24 protein-coding genes are annotated in these 23,459 nt (G+C 48.0%); 5 read left to right on the forward strand and 19 right to left on the reverse strand.

Translation table 11 applies throughout. The features are described 5' to 3' along the window. Nucleotides 1-11: 11 nt before the first annotated feature. The 8 genes from MKY42_RS18205 to MKY42_RS18240 all read right to left on the reverse strand — a co-directional run bounded on the left by MKY42_RS18205 (nucleotide 12) and on the right by MKY42_RS18240 (nucleotide 9,137). Nucleotides 12-779, reverse strand: coding sequence for a response regulator (locus MKY42_RS18205; RefSeq protein ID WP_339843778.1), 768 nt, complete (start codon nucleotides 777-779; stop codon nucleotides 12-14). Further along, a complete protein-coding gene (locus tag MKY42_RS18210; protein WP_179264469.1) occupies nucleotides 757-2,580 on the reverse strand; it encodes a histidine kinase in 1,824 nt (607 codons plus the stop codon). Before MKY42_RS18210 ends, MKY42_RS18205 begins: the two co-directional genes overlap by 23 nt. A 165-nt stretch (nucleotides 2,581-2,745) precedes the next feature. Continuing rightward, entirely contained in the window at nucleotides 2,746-3,576 is an 831-nt protein-coding gene (locus MKY42_RS18215; protein ID WP_339843780.1) for a phosphoenolpyruvate hydrolase family protein, read from the reverse strand. Nucleotides 3,577-3,601: 25 nt separating this feature from the next. Further along, nucleotides 3,602-4,816 carry a Tm-1-like ATP-binding domain-containing protein gene (locus tag MKY42_RS18220; protein ID WP_090899222.1) on the reverse strand — a complete coding sequence of 405 codons (1,215 nt, stop codon included), beginning with the start codon at nucleotides 4,814-4,816 and terminating at the stop codon, nucleotides 3,602-3,604. Between the two features lie 143 nt (nucleotides 4,817-4,959). Beyond that, nucleotides 4,960-6,159 (reverse strand): phosphoenolpyruvate hydrolase family protein, encoded by a 1,200-nt coding sequence (locus MKY42_RS18225; protein WP_339843784.1) that lies wholly within the window; start codon nucleotides 6,157-6,159, stop codon nucleotides 4,960-4,962. Between the two features lie 175 nt (nucleotides 6,160-6,334). Continuing rightward, nucleotides 6,335-7,075, reverse strand: coding sequence for a type I methionyl aminopeptidase (gene map / locus MKY42_RS18230; RefSeq protein ID WP_179264463.1), 741 nt, complete (start codon nucleotides 7,073-7,075; stop codon nucleotides 6,335-6,337). A 177-nt stretch (nucleotides 7,076-7,252) separates the two neighbouring features. Beyond that, the gene (locus tag MKY42_RS18235; protein WP_179264461.1) at nucleotides 7,253-7,771 is read right to left on the reverse strand and encodes a hypothetical protein; all 519 of its coding nucleotides are present in this window, start codon (nucleotides 7,769-7,771) and stop codon (nucleotides 7,253-7,255) included. Nucleotides 7,772-7,862: 91 nt separating this feature from the next. Next, nucleotides 7,863-9,137 carry a diguanylate cyclase gene (locus tag MKY42_RS18240; RefSeq protein ID WP_339843789.1) on the reverse strand — a complete coding sequence of 425 codons (1,275 nt, stop codon included), beginning with the start codon at nucleotides 9,135-9,137 and terminating at the stop codon, nucleotides 7,863-7,865. A 286-nt stretch (nucleotides 9,138-9,423) separates the two neighbouring features. On the opposite strand from MKY42_RS18240, the gene MKY42_RS18245 reads away from it, so the two are divergent. Genes MKY42_RS18245 through MKY42_RS18260 form a run of 4 tightly spaced genes read left to right on the forward strand, consistent with a single transcriptional unit; the run spans nucleotide 9,424 to nucleotide 12,173 of the window. Beyond that, nucleotides 9,424-9,753: a PadR family transcriptional regulator gene (locus MKY42_RS18245; protein ID WP_090899236.1), complete on the forward strand. Its 330-nt coding sequence runs from the start codon at nucleotides 9,424-9,426 to the stop codon at nucleotides 9,751-9,753. Nucleotides 9,754-9,767: 14 nt separating this feature from the next. Beyond that, nucleotides 9,768-10,631 (forward strand): pentapeptide repeat-containing protein, encoded by an 864-nt coding sequence (locus MKY42_RS18250; RefSeq protein ID WP_090899238.1) that lies wholly within the window; start codon nucleotides 9,768-9,770, stop codon nucleotides 10,629-10,631. Nucleotides 10,632-10,643: 12 nt separating this feature from the next. Beyond that, on the forward strand, nucleotides 10,644-11,405 hold the full coding sequence (locus MKY42_RS18255) for an ATP-binding cassette domain-containing protein (RefSeq protein WP_179264457.1): 762 nt from the start codon (nucleotides 10,644-10,646) through the stop codon (nucleotides 11,403-11,405). Next, nucleotides 11,406-12,173 carry an ABC transporter permease gene (locus tag MKY42_RS18260; protein WP_339843793.1) on the forward strand — a complete coding sequence of 256 codons (768 nt, stop codon included), beginning with the start codon at nucleotides 11,406-11,408 and terminating at the stop codon, nucleotides 12,171-12,173. A gap of 137 nt (nucleotides 12,174-12,310) precedes the next feature. Here the strand turns inward: MKY42_RS18260 and MKY42_RS18265 are convergent, their stop codons facing one another. From MKY42_RS18265 to MKY42_RS18315, 11 genes are all read right to left on the reverse strand, one after another. After that, complete coding sequence (locus tag MKY42_RS18265; protein WP_179264455.1) at nucleotides 12,311-13,150, reverse strand: ABC transporter permease subunit; 840 nt, start codon at nucleotides 13,148-13,150, stop codon at nucleotides 12,311-12,313. Then, nucleotides 13,147-14,313, reverse strand: coding sequence for an extracellular solute-binding protein (locus MKY42_RS18270; protein ID WP_339843797.1), 1,167 nt, complete (start codon nucleotides 14,311-14,313; stop codon nucleotides 13,147-13,149). The genes MKY42_RS18265 and MKY42_RS18270 overlap by 4 nt, the downstream gene beginning before the upstream one ends. 14 nt (nucleotides 14,314-14,327) lie before the next feature. Beyond that, entirely contained in the window at nucleotides 14,328-15,368 is a 1,041-nt protein-coding gene (locus MKY42_RS18275) for an ABC transporter ATP-binding protein (RefSeq protein WP_090899253.1), read from the reverse strand. Between the two features lie 42 nt (nucleotides 15,369-15,410). Beyond that, a complete protein-coding gene (locus tag MKY42_RS18280; protein WP_076289304.1) occupies nucleotides 15,411-16,235 on the reverse strand; it encodes an ABC transporter permease subunit in 825 nt (274 codons plus the stop codon). Further along, nucleotides 16,211-17,275, reverse strand: coding sequence for a LacI family DNA-binding transcriptional regulator (locus MKY42_RS18285; RefSeq protein ID WP_090899257.1), 1,065 nt, complete (start codon nucleotides 17,273-17,275; stop codon nucleotides 16,211-16,213). The genes MKY42_RS18280 and MKY42_RS18285 overlap by 25 nt, the downstream gene beginning before the upstream one ends. Then, complete coding sequence (locus MKY42_RS18290; RefSeq protein ID WP_090899259.1) at nucleotides 17,260-18,012, reverse strand: glycerophosphodiester phosphodiesterase; 753 nt, start codon at nucleotides 18,010-18,012, stop codon at nucleotides 17,260-17,262. Before MKY42_RS18290 ends, MKY42_RS18285 begins: the two co-directional genes overlap by 16 nt. Next, the gene (locus MKY42_RS18295) at nucleotides 18,009-19,085 is read right to left on the reverse strand and encodes a CehA/McbA family metallohydrolase (protein ID WP_179264447.1); all 1,077 of its coding nucleotides are present in this window, start codon (nucleotides 19,083-19,085) and stop codon (nucleotides 18,009-18,011) included. The genes MKY42_RS18290 and MKY42_RS18295 overlap by 4 nt, the downstream gene beginning before the upstream one ends. Beyond that, nucleotides 19,082-19,549: a hypothetical protein gene (locus MKY42_RS18300; protein WP_090899265.1), complete on the reverse strand. Its 468-nt coding sequence runs from the start codon at nucleotides 19,547-19,549 to the stop codon at nucleotides 19,082-19,084. Before MKY42_RS18300 ends, MKY42_RS18295 begins: the two co-directional genes overlap by 4 nt. Nucleotides 19,550-19,810: 261 nt before the next feature. Next, nucleotides 19,811-20,935 (reverse strand): N-methyl-L-tryptophan oxidase, encoded by a 1,125-nt coding sequence (gene solA, locus MKY42_RS18305; protein WP_090899268.1) that lies wholly within the window; start codon nucleotides 20,933-20,935, stop codon nucleotides 19,811-19,813. A gap of 175 nt (nucleotides 20,936-21,110) precedes the next feature. Then, nucleotides 21,111-21,857, reverse strand: a complete 747-nt coding sequence (gene map, locus MKY42_RS18310; RefSeq protein ID WP_339852985.1) for a type I methionyl aminopeptidase — start codon at nucleotides 21,855-21,857, stop codon at nucleotides 21,111-21,113. 27 nt (nucleotides 21,858-21,884) lie between these two features. Then, a complete protein-coding gene (locus MKY42_RS18315; protein ID WP_339843806.1) occupies nucleotides 21,885-22,607 on the reverse strand; it encodes a helix-turn-helix domain-containing protein in 723 nt (240 codons plus the stop codon). A 197-nt stretch (nucleotides 22,608-22,804) separates the two neighbouring features. Between MKY42_RS18315 and MKY42_RS18320 the strand changes: the two genes are divergently transcribed. Next, nucleotides 22,805-23,359, forward strand: coding sequence for a GNAT family protein (locus MKY42_RS18320; protein ID WP_090899276.1), 555 nt, complete (start codon nucleotides 22,805-22,807; stop codon nucleotides 23,357-23,359). Nucleotides 23,360-23,459: the final 100 nt, after the last annotated feature.

Here is a 23,459-nt window from a genome sequence, read left to right on the forward strand (position 1 = left end):
TGTTTGGATATTCATAGAACGTTTTTTTGTTCTTTCCGGTATTCATTTGGAGTCAACCCGCACCACCGCTTGAATATTTTAATGAAATAATTGTCGTTCTCGAAGCCTACCAACCTGCCAATTTCACTCACCGTTTTCTCCGTCTCTGTCAGCAGCATTTTCGCTGCTTGAACGCGGCGGTTCTGAATAAAATGCGTCATCGTGATCCCCATCTTCTTCTTGAATAAGTCACTAATGTAACTGGCATCCATGCGAACATATTCAGCCAATCTCTTTAATGTCACATCCTCGGCGAAATGCTCCTCAATGTAAGTAATCATTCGGTTCAGCTCTGGATGATTTGTTGGTTCTTGGACAGTCTTATCCGGGAACCATTTATCTGCCAGGCGAAGCTTATCCATTCTCGTCAGCTCTCCGGCTACTTTGTCCATGGTTTGCTTCAGTTCCTTCAAATCCAGAGAAAGTTTCATCAAATAACCTGAAGCCCCGTATTCCAATGCTTGTCTGGCATACTCGAATTCACTTACTGCCGTCAACATAACGAATCTGCATTCATGTCCTTCCTTTCTCGTGAGCTGGAGTAAACGGATGCCATCCATTAGCGGCATGAAAATGTCGGAAATGACAACATCGGGCTGCAGTTCCCGAATCAACTGCAAACCTTCCTCGCCATTTACCGCCTCACCGATAATTTCAAACGTGATATTCGCCTTTGTAAACAATTTGCGCAAGCTTGCTCTTGCGTATTGTTCATCTTCAACGATCAATGTGCGCCACAATGGTGCTCCCCTCCTTCAAATATGGTTTGGATAACAATAATGGGAAATGCATGATGACCTGCGTTCCTTCGTCCGTCGACTCTATCCGAAGTCCTGTTGGCTGGTTCTTAAACATAAGCTCCAAGCTCTCGCGAAGGTTTTGTACACCAATGCTTTTTCGTTTCCGGTAGGACTGATTCGCCTGGGATTTTTTCATTCCAATGCCATTATCTGCAACCTCCAAAATAAGCAGCGAATGTTGGATTGATGCACGAATGTCGATCCGCCCCTCAAGCTGTGATTGTCCAAACCCGTGAATCAACGAATTTTCTACCAGCGGCTGCAGACAAAATTTCGGAATCAGTGCATACTCCAGATCCCTGGAAACTTCATAATGGAGCTCGATGCCATGTCCAAACCGTTTCCGTTGAATATCCATATAGGATTCAATTAGCACAATCTCCTCCTTCAGAAGAATAAGATCAACCTCCAGATTCAGCGTAGTTTCTAATATTTTTCCTAGCGATACACAAATCTCGTAAATCTCATCTTCATCCTTATCCAGTGCTATGCTCTTGATTGTATTCAGCGTATTCAGCAGAAAATGAGGATTCATCTGACCAAGCAACACCTGAAATCGGACAAACTGCTTTTGCCGCTCCTCAAGCTTTAACTGTTCCAACAGATTATTGATGTCTGCGATCATGAAATTGAAGCTTCGGGTTAGCGCCAGCAATTCACCTCTGCCTTGTTCCGGCAGCTTTGTCTTCAAATTCAATTTTACGGTTGTCTCCATCTTTCGTTGAAGGTGCTTTAAAGGACCGGTAACGGTTGAAGAAATGAAATAAGTCAGCAGCACAAACAGCAGCAGGATGGCCCCATATACGGTATAGAACCTCAGCTTCTGTTTGTTCACTTCTTCGAATAACAAGGATAGGGGAATCTTTTTCACAAGATAACCGTCAAGCTCTTGAATCTTGCTATAGGTATACATCATATGATCGTTCACAATGGATTGGGAGGAGGTATCCTGTCCCTGGCTATGACTTGCTGCTGTAATAGCAGATGACACGGTAGAGGGTACGTTGTCCCCCGACTTGGACTGAAGCATAATATTCCCATATCCATCCATTAGAAAATAGGCTCCTTCCCTATCGCTGCCGAATGTATTTTCCTCCGTTTTTTCCTGAAACCATGCTTCATAATCAATACTAAAACGTCCATAAGCGAATGGTTTCAGTCCGTCGTCACGTAGGACTTCGTAAAGGCTCAGCATCCGATTTCCTTTTCTCTCACGAATGCCGGTCGTCAAATCATTGGATTTCCATACGTACCGTTGTCCGTCAGTCCTCTTCAGCTCCTGTACCCAGGGCTCGGAACTGATGCGGGCATAATTCAAAGAATTCTGCGGTGTATACGAAGTGTAAGCGTTTCCTTTTAAATCGATCAATGTATAAAATACGGTAGCTCCCGTAAGGAAAAAACTGTTTTCAATACTAGCAAATTTATTTTCCACAATTCGCTTTCGATGGATGGCATCATATAATTCCGGCTTCTGCATCACTTCGCGGAGAACAGAATCCTGATCCAGCAGCATCCCCGTCTTCATCACAAGACTCATCAAATCAATAAGATCGGCTTTGATGCCTTCGAGTTGCTTGACGTTAATGTCCGAAGCATCCCGCTGGAGCATAACTTCCGTTTCTCGGAAGTTGTAGAGAACTAAAATGGCTATAGGCGTCAGGAGGAATAACAGAAACGAAAATAGTATTCGGTGTTTAAACGTACCTGGCGTTATTCGTCGCAGCCATCTGGTCAACATGATTGTTGTTCAGCCCTCCCATCGGTATGTACCTCCCAATTTACTGAACATTAGGGCTGATCGCAACAGAAAATTGTAAGCGCTCATATGAGGAGTTGAGAGTCTCCTCTTCCCCTATGGATAAAAAAACGACAGCCAAATAATTGACTGTCGTTAGGTTGAATACTATTTCCGAATCGACTTGAAGGACTCCGTCTGCTGTCTAATGCCTTTCTCTGCCGCAAAACGCTCGATGCTGGATGCGCCGAAGAATCCATCAATGCCCTTCGTTCTCTCAATGACATAAGCCGCATCCTCCGGCTCTGCAATGGGTCCACCGTGGCAAATAATCATGATTTCCGGGTTCACAGCCCGTCCTGCTTCAATAATAGCCTCAATTCGTTGCACACAGTCGTCCAGGGTCAGTGCTGTTTTTGCACCAATGGAGCCCTTGGTCGTCACCCCCATGTGTGCTACCAAAATGTCAGCCCCCGCCTCCGCCATGGCCTTTGCCTGAGCAGGATCAAAAACATACGGCGTAGTCAGCAAATCCAATTCATGGGCGATACGGATCATTTCAACCTCCAGATCGTACCCCATACCGGTTTCCTCCAGGTTTTGTCTGAACACCCCATCAATCAAACCAACGGTTGGGAAGTTTTGAACTCCGCTGAAGCCCTGCTCCTTCAGCTGCTTCAGGTATACCTCCATTATTCGGAAAGGGTCGGTGCCGCACACCCCTGCCAGAACAGGCGTATGTTTGACGACGGGCAGCACCTCGGCACCCATCTCAACGACGATTTGATTGGCATCTCCATAGGAGAGCAAGCCCGCCAGCGATCCGCGGCCCGCCATTCTATACCGGCCGGAATTGTATACGATCAACATATCTGCTCCGCCCGCTTCACTGCTCTTCGCCGTAATGCCTGTTCCTGCCCCGACACCTAGTAGAATTTTACCCTGCTTTACCTCTTCCCTAAATTTGTCCATAATTTCTGATCTGTTCAGCTTATTCATTTCGTTATCCTCCTTATTGGATTGATTAGGAATTTGATGTCATGAGAGCGATCAGCTTTTGTGCTGCGGCCTCTGCAAAGGCTGGATCGTTGATGGCGCAATCCATTTCAATCACTTCAACAATTGTGCGATCGACATGCTGGCGCAGGGTATCAAACAACATCCGGTCCTCCTCCGGTCCGTAGAAAGGCTCCCCCTCCACATCAATTGCGGATACGCCTCTAAGCGGCAGCATTAGCACGGTGCGTTCCTTTGCCATGTTCAGCTTCTCCGCAAGCTTCCTGCCGATCTGCTCATTCTCTTCCACCGTGGTTCTCATCAGAGTTACCGTCGGATTATGCTGATAGAAGGTATGATCCTTGAATTTCTCAGGCACCGTATCGCTCGGCCCAAAATTGCACATATCCAAAGCGCCTACCGAGACTACCTGCGGAATGCGATTGTGGCCTGCAGCCTCCAAGCGATTCGGCCCCGCAGTTAAGACACCGCCGATGATTTCATCTGCCCACTCCGTCGTCGTCAAGTCCAATACCCCTTCAATAAAGCCTGCTTCAATCAACGCCTCCATCGACTGCCCTCCGATGCCCGTGGCGTGGAACACAAGCACCTCGTAGCCCCGCTCCTCCAAATATTTTCTTGCCGCTGTCACACATGGTGTTGTCACCCCAAACATCGTAGCTGCAACCAGCGGCTTTTTATCCGGTTTATGCGTATGCTCAAACTTGAGCATGCCCGCCATCGCAAATAATGCATTTGTAAATATTTTTGTAGAAATGGAGTTCAATCCTGCTACATCCACCACAGACGGAATCATGACAATATCACTCGTGCCTACGTATGGAGCTGTGTTTCCAGAAGCAACGGTGGATACCATCACCTTAGGGACACCAATCGGCAGAGCTCTCATGGCAGGTGTGACCAGTGAGGTCCCACCAGTCCCACCAAAGGAAATGACTCCGTCAAATTTACCTTGTTTGTACAACTGTGGCACCAGCTTCTTCAATCCTATGGACAAAACCTCTGTAGCCAAAGCCCGATCCTTCTTTGCCGCAAGTTCTTCTATGACCATGCCTGCGGCGTGGGCGACTTCCTGATTGGACACATCCGGAACAAAGGACGATTCAAATACACCTGTATGAATCATCAATGTCCCCAACCCAAGCTCCTCTGCAATGCTCTTGATGTAAAGGTATTCGTCACCCTTTGTATCAAACGTTCCAATGATTGCGACGGTTTTCATTCCACGGCCTCCTCGTATGACTCTTTAGAAACCAAGCTCGATCGCAGGTAGCACGCTGATTTTTTTGGCTAACAGAAAAACCAGTACGATCGTTATAACTTCATCATACTGGTCCTGTTTATTTATGAAAACGCTTTTATGTTCTATGTTTTTGTGCTTAGGTTAAATCTGTACTTTTTGGGGGAGCAGCCCTTAAGCTTTTTAAACATTTTGCTGAATTGTGCGTAATTGGGATACCCAACCATCCCGGCCACTTCGGATAATTGAAACTGCGGCGCATGAAGAAGCGTGACGGCTTTATTGATGCGGAAGCTCACCAGATAGGTCTGAAAGCTGCAGCCAACCTCCTTTTTAAACAAACTGCTCAAGTAGCTGCGGGAAACATGAGCAACCTTGGCCAGATCCGAAAAAACAATTTCACTGTTGTAGTTTTGCGCGACATACTCTTTGACAAACTCAACGTAATCATAATGGTGAGTGATGCCTTTCAGCATTTTGACCATAAAATCGTCCTCATCCAGTTTACCCAGGCGTTTAAAATCGCGAGTAATTACCGTAATCGACTTCTCAGAAGGAATTCGTTCAAAAGCAGACCCGCCAATATAGCCCATAATGTCTGTGTTGTCGCTATACATGTACTGGACATCGACCGGCGTCTTTACCGGACCGCCATAAATCATCTTGATCAAATCCGGCTTAAGCTGATTGCAGGTATCAAAAATACGCAGTGCCTTTGATTTGGCGGCCTCCAAGGATACAACCTTCCGTGCACCCAATAACCCGCCTTCGGTCAGGCCGAGATGAGCACAGATTACATCTGCCCCCGCTTCAATCATCTGGGCCGCCTGAAGCTCATCAAATACGAACGCCACCGTAAACAAATCCTGTCGATGGGCCAGGCGTATGGCCTCAACCTCGATGTCATAACGAATTCCGTCTTCCTCCAGAGCCTCTCTGAATAATCCGTCGATCAAGCCGACCGTAGGATAGTTGTTGACTCCCGAAAACCCTCTCCTCTTGATTTCCTCTATATAATCAGCTATTTCTATGGTTGGATCATTCGCATTCAGTCCAAAGAGTACGGGAGAATGCCTCACCAGCGGCACAATTTCTCTTGACGCAAAATCCATCACCATATCATTACTGTTGCAAAACGGCAAAAAGCCGGCTAGAGAGCTCCTGCCCATCTGGCGAAACTTGCCGGAGTTCAGCATTAATATAAAATCCGCTCCACTCTGAGCTGCATACTTGGCTGTAATCCCCGTGCCTGTTGAGACACCGATGATGTGATTTCCCTCGCAGATCTGTGATTGAAGACGCTCCAGTATGACTGTTCTGTTCAAACTCCATCCGCTCCTCATCACAATTTAACAATTGTAGTTTTTGTTCCTCGATATTATTATTGTACATCATTCCATATAGCTCATTCCCTCCTACCTCGAATCGTTTTGTTACAGGGCATCAAAAAAAGCCGATTTCCCAGTTGGGGAATCGACCTTAGAACATGCTTTTGATTCATTATTGTGTGACAATGATTGGACCATTTTTAGTAAGGATAATCGTATGTTCGATTTGAGCTACATAGCTTTTTTCTGTAGCAAAGGTCCATTCGTCTTCTTTTTGATACACCTGTTCTTCTAAAGTTGAGATAAATGGTTCGAATGCAATAACCATGCCTTCTTTTAATAACTCATCATCCGATGTATCGTTATAATTATAAATATGGTCAGGTGCTTCGTGTATGTTACGTCCAACACCATGTCCTGTAAGATTTTTAATAACGGTTAATCCATGCTGTTTTGCTGTTAAGAATACCGCTTTTCCGATGCCGCTTTTTTTGGATCCAGGTTTTGCTTTCTTAAGACCTGCTTCAAATGCCAGTTTAGCAACATCGCATATTTTCGTTAATACTTCGTCTCCTTCGCCTACTACAAACGAGATTCCTGTATCAGCGAAATAGCCATTCTTCGAGCCAGAGACATCTATATTGACTAGATCTCCTTCTTGAATAACCCGCTGCCCCGGAATACCATGTGCCACTTCTTCATTAACACTAATGCAAGTAAAGCCAGGGAAATTATATGCACTTTTTGGAGCTGAGACTGCGCCTTCTTTCTCAAAAAGCTCTCCAGCTATATCATCAAGTTCCTTCGTCGTTATGCCAGGAACTGTTCTTTGTACCAATTCATCTCTAATAAAGGCAACAATTCTGCCAATTTCCTTCAAACCATTAAAGTCTTCTTCTGTTTTTGCAATCATTGTTTTCTGACCTCACTATCTTTTATCATCAATTAAATGTATAAGCTGAAACAACCAATTAGATAATCATATCCAAATGGTCAAAGCTTCGCAACTTTTTTTAAAAACTCGATTTATCAATAACACCTTGACACTAAAAAAGAAAAGCCCCTTACGTCAAAGGGGCTGAATTTCGAATTAGGCCTCTTCCTCTTCGGCCTGACTAGGTGGAGCCATCAGACCTTTGACGGCACCCATAAACGGATGGATGGATTTGATCATGCCGTAGCCCATTTTCATGACCGGCATGAATTGCTGGATCATGCCAAATAGCCGCATTCCACCTCCAAGTATACCTCCAGCCGAAGCCGCACCACCAAGCCCGCCAAACAGCGAGCCCATCATCGGTAGAAAGGACGAAACCTGCGCACGTGATACTGCGCGCGAGCGGGTAGATGGTTTGCGTGTACCATTTACCCGTTTCCGGTTCTGAGGACGACCGTTTTTGCTGCGTGAAACGACCTTTTTATTGGAACGCTGGGAACTGTCCCCTGTGGTCGCTGTGCGCGATACTTTGCCTCCTCCGGTAAGCACCACGCCTCCGCTATTGACGTCAGAAATGTAACCGATGTACGTTTCACCATTATGAAGAGTCACGCAGACGGGCCGGGCCTTATACCGCTTTGCCTTAAGGCGTATTTCGTTGGTTTTAGCCATGGATTTTCACCTCGCTCTACTGATCTACTTCAGTTTACGCGAGAAGTGGACTACTTGCCTGTGCGAATGAGACATACGTGCGGTATTCGCACTAGGAAATTGACGAGTCAAGGAAGGAGAATATGCGATATGTATTTTTCCCTTCCGCTTTAGCAAGATAGAGAGCCGCATCTGCTTTTTGAAGCAGTTCTTTTACTGTGTCGTGTTTCTCATAAAAGGCAATTCCTATGCTGGAAGTAGTATAGAGCTCCTGCCCGTCTATATTCCAGGGAAGTTGCAACGATTCTAAGATATCTTCAGCCATTTGCCTGACGTCTGAGGAGGATTGAACTTGGGGAATTACAAATACGAATTCGTCACCACCCATTCTGGTCAAAACCTCGTGTTCTCGAAGGTAAGCTCCAGCCCTCTTTACAAATTGACGAAGCAACTCATCCCCAGCATCATGCCCTAATGTATCATTAATCTGCTTAAAATTGTCTAGATCTGCAAACATGACAGCCAGCTGACCCACATCTGTTTTTTCTCCACTCAGGGCATCACTTAACATTTTATTAAGAAATCTTCGGTTAGGTGCTCCAGTTAAGGCATCATGATAACTTAATTGCTCCAATTGTATTTGGTACTTTTTTCGTTCTGTTATTTCTCTTCCGACAAGCATCATATTTTTAAAATCACCGGACTCATCGAACATCGGTGTTCCTTTTAACTCTAACCATACTGGAAATCCCTGTTCATGCTGACGCTGTATCTCATAGGTAAAGGGCTTTTGTAAAAGCAACATACTCATAAAAATCGTACGAAAATTCTCATCTACTTCATCATTCGGTTGATAGAATACCCATTTGCCTATGTATTCTTTTGGATCAAATCCAAGTACCATTTTGTGAGAAGGAGAAGCATACTCAACAATACCGTCAAGATTAATCAGTTGGATAAGATCAAGGGAGTTTTCTGCTAACAATCGATATCGCTCTTCACTTTCTTTCAAGGCCGTGAGCAACTGCCTTTGCTCAGTAATGTTTTTAGCTACTCCAAAAATACCATTGACCTTGCCTTCAAAGAACAAGGGAACTTGCTTAATTTGCAAATGAACGATATTTCCATTTTTATGATAAGCTTGGGCAACGTATTGACAGGATGCACCCTTTAAAACTTCAAAGAAAAACTGGCTAATCAAATCAAGCTGATGTAGACAAAATATATCTTTGTAAGATGAACCCATAATTTCTTCCTTTTTATAACCTAAACACTCTGTAACCCCTTCATTCACTTCAACGATCTTTGCTTCGTTGGAAACAATGAAGATGGCATCCGGATTGTAATTAATGATCGATCTAAATGCCTCAATGGACTGCTCACTCAAAAACTTCCTCATACTTCGTCCTATCCTCCGCCAGCATAGCTGTAATTAGTTAGAGTAACTTTAGATTACTTTAGCAAATTTTGTCTCAGTTTGATAATGCTAAAATTAACCAATTGATTCCGTAACCTCCTGCTAAAATTAAAGCGAATTTCCGGCTCATTCTGGAAAGTTAATCCCTTTTAAATATCGTTCTGAAAAATCAAATTTTCAATCAAGGTATTTTGTTCGTAATACTACCTTGACAGTCACAGTAGTGTGTCGTATTATACAGATGCGAGGTGATTACATGAGCCAGAATAAAATTACATCCGACCTACTACGCGGCCATACCGATACGATGATATTACGGCTCTTATCCGAAGCTGACAGATACGGGTACGAGATTGTCAAAATGATTGCCGAGCGCTCGGGTGGTGAGTACGAATTAAAAGAAGCCACCATGTACTCCAGCGTTCGGCGACTTGAAGCGGAGGGCGATATCGAGTGGTATTGGGGCGATGAATCTCAAGGTGGACGTCGTAAATATTTCAGGATTACTGAAAAGGGTAAGGCAACGCATGCCAGTAACAAAGACAACTGGGAGTACGCCAAGCGTGTTCTTGAAAACTTATTATAGGGAGTGTTGAGGTTATGAATGAGAAGTTAACCCACTATTTGAATGGCGTTTTCGCACCGTACGATGAGGTGAAAAGCGTCACCGAATTGAAAGCAGACCTTCACTCCGATTTGCAGGAGAGGTTCCGTGATCTCAAAGCCGAGGGCAAGGATGATGAAACTGCTTTTGAGATGACCATAGAGAGCATCGGTGATATTGAGCAAACGGTACAGGAGGTCGCCAACCTCTCCCGCTCTCTGGAGCGGCAGGTGGTGACGAACTTTAACGCGAGTAACCTACCAACAAGCGACTTTGCGGGCGTTATCGCCCATAAAGGACAATTTAAGTCCAGCGCGTTGCGAGGATCTAATTTCACGAACGCCGACTTGACCGGCAGCTCGTTTGCCAGCAGCGATGTGCGGGATGCCAATTTCGACGGCGCAAATTTGACTGATTGCAACCTATCCACCCTAGACCTAGGAAATGTGAGCTTCAATCGATCGATCCTTGTACGCACAATCTTCAGCAAGTCGGGACTGGACGGAGCAAAATTCACAGGTGTAAGACTGACCGACGTCACGTTCTCCTTGACCGATCTTAGAAAAACCATTTTTCAAAACTGTATCTTTGACGGCGTGGAGTTCAAATCTTCCGATCTGGGAGGGATGTGTTTTGACGGGCAAACTTTTATCGGTGTCAAGTTTGATAAGGCAGCACTGAACGAAGTTTCGTTTAAAAATGCGACACTTAAGAACGTCTCTTTCCCGACATCTTCGTGGTCTAAAAAATATTACCGTATTATCAAAACCATCTGCTTTGACGGTGCGATGATGGATAAACTGACGTATGCCGCCCTTAAAGGCATGGATGCCAATTTGTCAAAAGTTACGGTTATCTAAGGAGGGGATCCCATGCAAAACAAGTCAATTCATGTGAATGGCCTGCAAAAATCCTTCAAGCAACTGCAAGTCCTTAAGGGCGTTGATTTCGAGGTGGAAAAAGGGAGCATCTTCGCCCTGCTCGGCTCCAACGGTGCGGGCAAAACAACCGTTGTCAAAATCCTCACCACGCTGCTCAAAAAAGATAGCGGAACCGCCACCGTAAACGGGTTCGATGTGGAAACCAAACCCGACAATGTGCGGCAAGCGATCAGTTTGACTGGGCAATTTGCCGCCGTAGACGAGATTTTAACCGGACGAGAAAATCTGATCATGATTGCCAAACTTCGATACCTCCAAAATCCCCGTCAGGTTGCGGACGATTTGCTTACACGTTTTGGCCTGACAGATGCCGCCGACCGCAGGGTGTCTACTTATTCTGGTGGTATGCGCCGCAGACTCGACATCGCCTTGAGCCTTGTGGGAAAACCGCAGATCATTTTCCTTGACGAGCCAACGACTGGACTTGACCCCGAAGCACGTATAGAGGTTTGGAAGATTGTAAAGGAGCTGTCGGCCGGAGGTACGACGGTATTCCTGACCACGCAGTATTTAGAAGAAGCGGAACAGCTTGCCGATCGAATTGCCATTCTGCATGAAGGCAGGATTATCGCTAGCGGAACACTCTCGGATCTAAAAAAGTTGATCCCGTCTACAAAGGTCGAGTATGTGGAAAAACAGCCAACATTGGAGGATATATTCCTCGCAATCATCGGCATAAAGGAGGCAAACTAAATGGAAACGGTGAAAAAACACTTTTTTAGCGATATGAGCGTTATGCTTGGACGTTCCATGCGGCATATTTTCCGCAGTATGGACACCATTATTACGGTCACCATTATGCCCATCGCGTTTATGCTGCTGTTCGTCTATGTGTTTGGTGGAGCCATTCATACCGGAACCGATAATTATGTGAATTATCTACTGCCGGGTATACTATTGATTGCTATAGCTAGCGGTATATCCTACACGTCATACCGTCTGTTCATTGATGTGCAGCGGGGCATATTCGAGCGGTTTCACTCCATGCCGATTTCACGTTCCACCTTATTATGGGGACATGTGCTGACCTCTCTGTTATCCAACTTTTTTTCGGTGATAGTCATCATTCTCGTAGCGCTCGTTATGGGCTTTCGTTCACCCGCAGGGATACTGTCATGGCTTGGGGTAGCTGGCATACTCACTCTGTTTACGCTGGCATTAACCTGGGTCGCGGCAATTGCCGGACTGTCCGCCAAATCTGTGGATGGCGCAAGCGCCTTCTCCTACCCGATTATATTCCTGCCTTTTATCAGTTCTGCTTTTGTACCAACCGAGTCGATGCCTTCTGTCGTTCGAGCCTTTGCCGAAAATCAACCGGTAACCTCCATCGTGGAAGCGATCCGGGCACTAATGTTGGGTCAGCCGGTAGGCAATGATATATGGGTCGCGCTTGCCTGGTGTGTCGGGATCTTGGTTGTAGCATATATCTTCGCAATGAGAGTGTATAAGAAGCGGGTATGATCCGTCTTGATCTGACTACTTAACAAAGAGAGATGGTGAAGAAATTCGTTCATGTCTTTGCACCAAAAAAGCGCTCCCTAATAAAGGAGCGCTGTAGCTTTTCAGACTCTTCAACAATGAATAATCTATACCCCCATCTATATCTTCGCCTTCTCCTCCTCCGCCATCGACCGGATGTAGAAAGCACCCAGCACCGAGCACAGCAAGAATGAGAAGAAAGCAATCGCTGCGGCTTGTTCGCGCTCCTGGAAAACGCTGAATACCTGCTGCATGGAGACACCAAGCATCTGCGGAGAGTTGGCTCCGATCAGATAGGGCGCAGTGAAAGAGCCGATGACCCCCATGAAGACAAAGGTCAGGGCAACAAGAAATGTCTTGTACGACAGTGGGAAAATAAACCGGGTAAATAGCGTCAGTCTGCCTACACCCACGTCCTTTGCACTTTCAATGATCGATGAAGGAATGCCCGACAGCGCGGAACTGAGCAGCATCGTCGTAAATGGAATGTTGAACCACAGGTTGGCGATGATGATTCCTTTCTCGTCAAAGATGATGCGTGGCAGCGTGATTCCGACCACCTCAAGCATGCGGGCGAGCCAGCCATGGTTGCCGAGCAAGTTGATCAGACCATAAGTTGCAATGACACCAGGGATGAACAGCGGGATCATGTACGTTTTACGAATCAGATTAACGATTGGCCCCTGATTGAAGCGCATGTAGATTGCCAACGTGTAGCTGATCAAAATTACGGCAACACACGTAATGGCAGTCACCCGAAGTGTAAATACGATATTGCTGCGCATCCCTTTATCAGTGAACAGATAGGTATAGCGGCTCAGATCGTATCCACCCGAACTGTTGCTCAGACTCATGATGAAGGATTGAACAATCGGGATTATGACGACGATCAAGAGGATGGCGAAGGAGGGGAGCACCATCGCCAGGCCTGTGATCGACTGTCTGGTTTCCTTACTCATTTCGCGGCAACGTCGCTCTGCCAGCGTTTGTTAATCTCCGTGCCCAGATCCCCGATGTTGAACGTGCGGAAGCCTTTGGCCACACCGTCGAATTTATTCTGCATCTCCTGTGACATGTTGGAGAGCTCAATGCCCGGGAAACCATTCATTTTGTCAACGATTACTTCCTGCGCTTCAGGGGACAGGACAAAGTTCAGGAATTCATTGATCGCTTCCTTCTTGTCCGACTCCTGGTTGACCATCAGGTACGTTGGTCCGCCGTTGAAGCCCGGTGTGATCTGCTGCATCTTAATTGTATCCGGCAACAAACCTTCGTTCAGCTGCTGCAACACCATGTCCGACCAGGCCGGAATTATGGACACTTCGCCATTCATCAACAGATCCAGCGTGCCCTGGTTTTTCTTCGGATAGATGCCCTGGCCGTAGACATACGGTCCGATTTCTTTGAGCGTGTCGAAACCGCCGTCCCACTTCTCCATGATCGCCGGATCGGAGTTGTGAATGTCTTCTTCCGGCAGGTCCTTGTAGACAATCGTCTGCACGAACGAGCTGCCGGAACCACCCGTTGACGGGTCATTATAGGCGAACTGCTCAGGATTGGCTTTGATCCACTGCAGCAGCTCGTCCAGCGTAGTTGGCGGATTGGAGATTTTGCTGCTGTCATAGGCCAGAACCACGGCGGACGAACGATACGGAACTGCGAAGTTGTCCACATCCTTCATCGTGTCTGTGTTGACTTTGCTCAGATTAGGAATGTCCTTCTCGTTCAGCTGCTCCCAAACACCATCCTTGGTGCCCTGCGCGACGGAGGTGATTCCGTCCTCGTACAGGTCAATGTCTCCTGAGCCCTTACCCGCTTTCTTGGCAGCCACGATCCGGTCGTAGGTCGGCTCAGCGCCAGTACCGGACGGGATATAAACCAGGTTCACGTCGATATCCGGATGCTGTTTCTCAAACATCGGCTCCAGCGAATCCCACAGATCCTTGACGTTCTGAGAGCCCGTAAAGTAGAAGTTAAATTTCACCGGATCGCTCGATGCAGCAGCGCTCCCTCCGGTGGTAGTTGTACTTTTAATCTCGCTTCCGTTCCCACACCCGGCCAGCAATGACACTGATAATCCCACAACAGTCAACAATGATAAAAATGGCTTTTTCATACGCATATCATTCATCCTCCTCAGTTCGATTCATCGACCGGGAATCCGGTCATTTTCGAGATCGAGACGCCGACATCTTTTCCTACCTGCAGCTGCTCAACGAATTCCTTGTTCAGAAAAGCACGTATAATGCCGAATTCCACCAATTCCACGGTAACTTCGGCGTAATGTCCAAGAATCATGACCTGCTTGACCTTGCCCGCCAAAATACCTTCACCCATCGTAGTACTGCTCACCTGTACGTCTTCCGGTCGGACCGCAGCTGTCACCTGTCCGCTTAACCCCTTCTCGTTCGGCAGGCGAAGATGTCCAACCCGGATGCTCTCCCCTTCCGCCACCCCCTTTAGGAAATTCATTTTGCCTATAAAACCGGCGACATATAATGAAGCGGGCTCATCGTAAATCTGCTGTGGATGAGCAATTTGCTCGATGCGCCCGTGATTCATGACGATAATGCGGTCGGACAACGACAGCGCTTCTTCCTGATCATGCGTGACAAAGACCATGGTGAGCCCGGTCTTCATTTGGATCTCACGCAGCTCCTCACGCATTTCGTGCCGCAGCTTGGCGTCCAACGCCGAGAAAGGCTCGTCCAATAGCAGTACCGCCGGATTGAGCAGCAGAGACCGCGCCAGCGCAACCCGCTGCTGCTGTCCACCCGAAAGCTCTGCCGGATATTTCTTCTCGAAACCCGACAGTCGGACCAGCTTGAGCGCATCCTCAACCGCCGTGCGGATCTCTTCCTTCGGCATTTTGCGGATCTTCAGGCCGAAAGCCAGATTGTCGTATACCGACATATGCGACCACAAGTTATAGCTCTGGAACACCATCGAGGTCGGCCGTTTCTCCGGTGGCAGTTGAATGACACTCTTGCCCTCAATCAGGATGTCACCGGAGTCCGGTTCGAGAAACCCGCCGATGCTTCGGAGTACAGTAGTTTTCCCGCACCCGGAGGGACCAAGAAGGGTGACCAGCTCGCCTTTTTTGATATCGATGTTGATGCCGCTGACCCCGTCACCCGTTTTGTAACGTTTGGCTAACTCTCGTACAGACAACTGCATACTTCTGCCTCCCTTTGCTTCGATATATCGACCGAAACATGTTTATTTCATTTGAAAACCGCTCGCCAGCACGTCCGCGCTCACCAGCCGCTGGGCTGCCACCAGCAGAATAATGGTCGGCAGCGTCAGGATGATCGAGAATACGGCTCCGGCGCTGCTCGGAAAGTCGGAAATAATGGAGTACATGACGATTGGCATTGTTTTGTAATCCGGAATACCGACCAGGAACGTCCCCTGTGCTTCGTCTAGCGAATTGAGGAACGTGAAGATCGAAGCGACCATGATGCCGGGCATCGCCATTGGCAGGGTAATGCTGCGGAACACTTTGAATGGGCTTGCCCCAACATCCCGCGCTGATTCCTCCTGCGCCCGGTGCACGTTGCGGAAGGCGGAGGTCGGAATCCAGGTCATGAACATCAGCACATTGATCATATGGATCAGCACAACGCCGAGCAGCGTATTCATCAGTCCAATCCGGTAGAAAAGAACTGCGATGGAGACGTACAACCCCATTTTCGGAAAAGCGTGCGTCAGCAGGAACGAGAACAGGAACATCCGCTTCAGCGGAAACTGGAGTCTTGCGAAGGCATACGCTGCTGGGATGCAGACGACGATGGACAGCAAGGTCACCAGAGTAGCAATGAGGAACGACAATGAGATCGACGAGACAATATCGTCCTTCGCCAGTACGAACTCCCACCATTTGAAGCCCCATACCTGGGGCAGAATATCCGGATAATTCCACTTTTCACTAAAGGCAAGCACTAGCAGATTGACCAGCGGACCCGCGAAAAAAATGGCGAACACGGTCAGCAACACAAATTCGATTATTCTTCTCGGACCTACGTGTTTCCAGTACCAAGACATGTTCCGTCCTCCCTTCCATTCGTCGATTGACGAACAATCACTTCGCTTTCGTATTCAATCAGTCGCGGCACGCTCCCCTCGCCGCTAATCAGGCGATCCAGAATCGATACCGCGTCTCGGCCGATACCAGACGCATCCACGCTGACGGTAGTCAGCGATGGGTGGTACATGCCGGCCACTTCGGTATTGTCGTAGCCCATAACGGATACTTCCTCCGGAACGCGGACGCCGCGCTCCATCAGCACCTTCATCGCCCCCAGTGCAAGCATGTCATTTGTACTGAACAGAGCGCTGTATCGTCCCTCCCGGAAGGCCACATAATGCTCCTCCATCAACTTCCGACCGGAATCGAAGCTTGATTCCGACGACTCGGCAATGGTAAACCCGTCCTGTTCAGAACTAACACCGAGGGATTCAAGCCGCTTTCGGAAGCCCTCCAATCGCAGCGAGTGGCTCCGATGCTCGCTCGGTCCGGCGATGATAAAGAATTTGCGGTGTCCGCAGTCATATAAATGCTGTGCCGCTCGTTCTCCACCGGCTTCATCGTTGCTCACAAGATGTACGACGTCCGGATCTTCCGTCGATCCGTTCACCATCAGATAAGGGATATTGAAGTTTTTGACGTAATCGATGACGTTCTTCTGCAGCCGGCTGACCAGAATGAGTCCATCCACACGCTGTTCCAGCATATAATCGGTGGAGCGCAGCGACATTTCCCTATCGGTCTTCAGGAAAATCGAGTAGCCCATCTCTTCAGCGGACATCAGTATCTCGTCAATGATTCTGCCATACAGCGTGTGGGACACAATCGGCAGCCTGTCACGGAAAACGATGACTCCGATGTTGTACGTACGCTTGGCAACCATCGCCCGGGCGACGGCGCTCGGCTTGTAGCGAAGCTGCTCGACCGCCTTCAGGACGCGATCCCGGACTTCAGGACTCGCATATCCGTTTCCGGAGATCACCCGAGAAGCGGTCGATTTCGATACACCGGCCAGTTGGGCCAGCTCCCGCAAACTATGATTCAGCTTATTGTCCAATCCCTATTCTCCTTTGCAAAATCCGTCTCTTCCCGGACAGCAATCAGCTTCGCCGGATCACGGGTTGTTATCGAGTCAACGCCCAACTGTGCAAGTCGCCGCATGTCGTCCGCCTCCGTAACCGTCCAGACGTAGATAGCCAGACCATTCCGCCGCACAGCTTCCATAAGTTCTGGCTGAACGACCTGATACGGCACGTTAATCCCAAAGCAGCCGGCTTCGTGAGCATTTGCACACGCCTTGAACACTGCCTCGTCGCAGCTCAGACTCCTGAAGCTTTGCATGTTCACATTAAGCAGTCTGCGGATGCTTGGAGCGTATCGACCGGCTTGGAGGGCCGTCTCATATTCGCAGCCGCTGAAGAACACCATCTCCGTCATCCCCATCCGTTCAATCAAGGCGGACACCGGCTCCAGAGCGCTGTCTGTTTTGATATCCAGATTCATCATTTTACCGGCTGAGCGTATCTGCTCAAGCACATCCTGAAGCGTCGGAACGGGCGCTAGTCTAGCGGTGTTCAACTCCTTCAGTGTCATTTCTGTAAGACTGCCGCAGCTCCCATCTGCCAAAGTGATATCTTCATCGTGGGCGAGCACCGGTACGCCGTCCCGAGTGGAACGGATATCGTCTTCGTAAATATCTACGCCAAGTCTTAGCGCCGCCTCAAGTGACTCGAAAGAATGATCGGGATGGCTCATGCAGCCAGTATGGGCTGTGATCAGCGGGAATTTGTTCATCGCGAGTATCCTCCTTCTTCGAAATAGATCGCGTTGGTAAAGGCGATCAGCACATGGGCTCCTCGTACGGTTCCCCATAGCTCGGCGCGAATCCACCTGCGGGGGATATCTGGAGCTGACTCCCTCAGTTGGGCTTCGAGTTGCATCATCTGTCCGTCCGATGAAGACGGAACTTCAAGGTTAAGCTCCTCGCCCAGATTGGAATACAGCTTCAATTTGCAGACCTGGTTCGGTAGCGACCACAGTCCGGTGCGGACCGAGAAGTCCAGCGTCAAGTTCGCCCGGATCGGCTCCTCTGCAGTTTCCCGTCTCTCGTCTGCCGTTGGAAACGTAGAGCCGATTGCATAGATTGCACCTCCAGCGGCCAGTGTCAGGGTCAGCAGAGGACCTATCGTTACGGACGCGCGCCCTTCTCGCAGCGCTTGGATAAGCATTTCTTCATGGAGCGAAAGGGCTGTCGAATCCCCGTTCCCCGCCACTGCGTCGTCCTCGATGCCGAGGTAAGTCACCGAGATCGGATCGTCTGTCTCGCCCTGCGCATGCCAGTCCCTGCCTGAAGTGGCCGCGATCCGATATCCTTCATTCAGTTTCTCCGTCCACAGATCAAATGCACGCCGATTGTTCGTCTGAATGGAAGGGAACGTGCCGGACCAGACTTCAATGTAATCAACGGCGGACCAGTTCCCAATCTCGTATTCCCAGAAACAACCCGTACACGCCGGACTTCCGATCCGGAAGGGATGAGCAAGCCCAGCGATTCCACCAAGGCGATGCACGTTCTCGATCCCCTCATCGATTCCATCCCGATTCGCTTGACGCCAATCAGCAAAAGCGCTCAGTCCGATCGTCACCATATGGCCGTGAAAAGTTGTCCATTCCATGCCGGGGATGATTCGTAGTCCGTATTTCTGCTCGATTTCTGCTTTGCCGCTCAAACCGGACATCGTGTTGTGATCGGTCAGCGCGATGGCGTCGAAGCCCAGATTAGCTGCTCCCGCTGCCAGTTCTCCCAGCGTCTGACTGCCATCGCTGTGCAGCGTATGCGTATGCAGTTCACAGGCGAACCACTTCATATCGAGTCCTCCTCTGTCGTCCAGACTTCCAGCCGATAAGCGCACGTATCGGTCACGATGCAGTGCAGGCTTAATGTGACGCTCCAAGGCCCCGGAACCAGCTCGCCCGCCATTAGGCCGGGAGAAGCTTCTCCCTCCGATACGTATAGATCCTGCACCTCGTCTTGGCGGTGGCACGCCCCTCGGTATCCCCGCGCATCATCCAGCGAGAGTGTGATCAGATTTTTCAGAGGGAGATGATGGTCGGCATTGGCAATCGCGTATTCCCGATTTTGCGGCAAAATGTATAGATCGTAACTGTCCTTGAGCAGCCGTAGCGCCTTCTCCCGATTCTCGAGCGTTTTCGGCGTATATTGTAGTCGCAGGTTCAGCTTTCCACAGCCCTCTTCCAATTCAAAAGGAATGCGGATATGTGTTTTGGAATCCTCGGGAGATGCGTATCCTTGCAGATCCAGCAGCTTCATTGCGCCGCACCACCTTTCATTATTCCGTTATATTGATGACTTGCGTGATACACTTCCCCTGAATGTGGGACCGTTCCCACATCTAATACTTATGTTACGGGTTAAAAATCAAATCCGTATCTGCATCGTGTTAATATTCTGTAAATGCAAAAAAGACCAAACTTCTATTAAAAGAAGACCGGTCTTTTTATCTTTTTATCGCTAGATTGTTTTCGCACGGCATACGAGGGGCAGCTCGTAAAGATTCTCTTGAATGGATTCTTAAAATCGATTGATTGAAAATGTAGAAATGTTATGTTCCGTTTTCCCTGATATAATCAAATCACTTAAAATCTGTCCAACTACACTGCTGAATTTAAAGCCATGTCCTGAGAAACCGGATGCAATGGCAACGTTAGGATAGTTAGGATGTGTATCGATAATGAAATCTTCGTCAGGAGTCATTGTGTACATACACGTTTTACCGAACTTCAATTCTTGTGCAGAGGGCATATAGTGATGTAAAAATTGTTTTAAATCTGTTGTGTCTTCCTTTAGTTCACCAAATCCCTGGATGGCTTCATCTGGATCGATTGTATCTCCTCCATCATGTCGGCCTAATTTTAATCCGGAACCATCGATGCTTGGGAAACCATAATAATGTCCGTTAGATGTTTCGAAGGAAAAGGCTGGGAACTCCTTATGATTATATAAATCTTCATTAGTATCAAACCAGGCAAATGTTTTTCTTATAGGGTTAAGAGGAAGATTTAGATCCAACATGGAAAGAAGACTTCCTGACCAGGCCCCTGCCGAAACTACTAATGCATCTGCGCTAAAAGTATGATCATCGGTTTTGATGTTAACTCTTTGATCATGAACCATGATTTCTTTTACTTTGCTATTGGTTATGATGGTCGCTCCGTTCTGCTCTGCGAGTTCTCGATAGGCTTCGATGCACTCCTCACATTTCAGCACTCCTGAAGTTGGTTCGTAACAGCCGATGTAGTTGTTCGGTAAAGTGATGCCTGGCCAGCGCTTATTTACTTCAATGGAATCTAAAATTTCAAGTGGCAATGAATATGTTTTTGAGCTTGAAATGATATTTTGGATAAAATCTGTTTTCTCGTAACCCACGTTTAGAACCCCGGTAGGGAGAAATAACTGTTTTCCCGACACTTTTGCTAAGTCATTCCATAATTCTTGAGACTTGAGCGCCAACGGAACATAATTTTCACCTTCACCATACGCGTGTCGAATGATTCTCGTCTCTCCGTGATGACTGCCTTTGTTATGGGGCGGGTTAAAAGAATCGATTAATAATGTACTTTTCCCACTCTTGGATAAAAAATAACCCGCCGCCATCCCCATTGAACCTGCTCCTATTACGATTACGTCATAATGCATTGTAAGTAACCTCCCTGTAAGAAATCCCCATGTAACTTAAGTATTACGTATGGCTAGATTCTTCTATATTACTAAATGATATTATCACTTAACAATTGCGCTATCCTGGGCATGATACCCAAGTCATAATAAAAAAACCGCATAACAACGCGGTTTTCTTAGATTCATAAATTTATTACTGAGCCGTTAAAATCAGCGGTCCATCCGACGTGATTGCGATCGTATGCTCATATTGTGCCGACAACTTGCCGTCGGCCGTTCTCGCCGTCCAATGATCTTCGTCGATCGTGATACGGAACGTACCTTCGTTAATCATCGGTTCAATGGTAAACACCATGCCTTCTTTTAATCGAATGCCTTTGCCGGCTACGCCGATATGCTCATAGGTCGGTTCCTCGTGTAGGCTCCGACCGATTCCGTGCGCCAACAGATCGCGTACGACCGAATACCCGTGAGCTTCCGCATGCTTTTGAATCGCCGACGTTATATCGCCGAGTCGGCCCCCGGGTACAGCCTGGGCAATTCCCAGATCCAAGCATTCCTTTGTCACCTTCATTAATTTTTGCGCTTCCGGCCGAATATTGCCCACCGCATAGCTCATGCACGAGTCGCCAAACCATCCTCCGTATTCCGCGACGATGTCGAGTTTCAGCAAGTCACCGTCCTGAAGAACCCGGTTCGAGGGAATGCCGTGGGCTACGACATCGTTGATCGAAATGCAGGTTTCGGCGGGAAAACCATTATACCCTTTCGTAAACTGCTTGCCACCCAGCTTGGTGATGTGTCTGGCAACAAAATCATTGATTTCTAGCGTGGTGATGCCGGGCTCAATGAGTTTGGTCACCTCGCGGTAGCAGTCCGCAACGATTTGGCTCGCCGGCTTCATTTCTTCAATTTCCCTAGGTAATTTTATAATGATCATCTTTTGTTTATTCACTCCTCATCCATCCTATAATTTTAAAAACCGGACGATATCCATCGCCTCTTCGTGAAGCTTGTCGCGACGCATCGATAGCGAGGCGCAGCCAACCAAGGCGGCCAGCAGCATTTCCGCGCGCTGCAGTCCATAGGGCTGCTCCACCGCTATTCCGCCGGAAGCGGCATCCCCGTCCGTCGCATGCCCGGTGTCCACCAGCGCGGCAAACGGCGCAACCACTTCATGCCGAAAAGCGGCCAAGAGTGTGGCTGATCGAGCTTCAGGTAGCGAGGCAAAACCCTCAACAGCCAGCTTATGCAGCAAGTATAGGGCGTGGTCCTCCGCCCAAAGCTGCAGCAACTGGACGCTGGCTGCCGCGACGGGGCCAAGTTCTGCGGAAGCGGTCGTTTCATGGCTTTCCCGGCTGGAATTCGTCGCAATCGCATTCCCGTTGTGCACGGCAGCACCCAAGACGAAGGGCCCACTCGCTGGCTCCTCGCCCAAAGCCGAATCGTTCGGGGCATCTGGCCATCCCTCGGCCCGCTCCAATGCGTCCCACAGGAGATCGTTGAGCAAATCGCCCTTATTGCTGTAATAATGATATACCGTGCCATACCCGAGTCCAGCCTGAGCGGCCACATCTCGGATTTCCATTAAAGGCCCTTTATTCAAAAACACATCGGCAGCGGCTTTACGGATTTGCGCCAGACGCCGCAGCCGGATTTCTTCGTTTTGTTCTTTCGTGCGTGGAGTCATCTCGTCGGATCACCTCTTTTTTGACCTACTATTATGTCAATATAAAACATTAGCTTGCGAATAACAAGAGAAGAGCTGTTACTGAAGCTCTATTGCATTCACTTTTATTTACTGTGTTAGTAAGATAATATTATTAAGAAAGAAAAAAAAGCGTATATACTCCAATTAAATTACTATTCAGAACGGAGATAGAAAATATGAAGAAGTCACAGGTATATGCAGTAACAGATCGTCTACATATTAGGCAATTTGGCTTGCAGGATACGCTGCCTTTCTACGAGTACCGAGCAAATCCAACCATTTCCCAGTTCCAATCCTGGGAGAACTATTCGTATGAGGATGCCGAATTGTTTGTTGACAAGCAAATGAACCACACTCCTAATCAGCCAGGTACATGGTTTCAATTCGCTCTTGCCTTAGCGGATTCGGATCTGCTTATTGGAGATTGCGCTCTGCATACACCCCTTAATGAACCGAGAATTGTAGAGATTGGGTTCACTCTCTCACCTGAGCATCAAGGGCATGGATATATCCATGAAGCGCTAAAGGCATTGTTGGATTATATTTTTAAAACACTGGGCAAACACAAGGTGATTGCATTTACGGATGTACGGAATGACAAATCCATTCGCGTTCTTGAACGCTTAGGCATGAGGCGTGAAGGGCATATGTTGCAAAATTACATGTCAAAAGGAAACTGGGTGGACGAGTATCAGTATGCCATTCTCCAATCGGAGTGGTTAATTGACTGATCACTTCATAACGAATGAATTGCTGCATGGGCTGATCATGATTTAACACACATCGCAAAGATCGTTTGGATAATGGCCAAAAGAAACGATTCGGAGGTGG

The sequence above is a fragment of the Paenibacillus sp. FSL W7-1088 genome (genome assembly GCF_037969855.1).
Lineage (GTDB): Bacteria > Bacillota > Bacilli > Paenibacillales > Paenibacillaceae > Paenibacillus.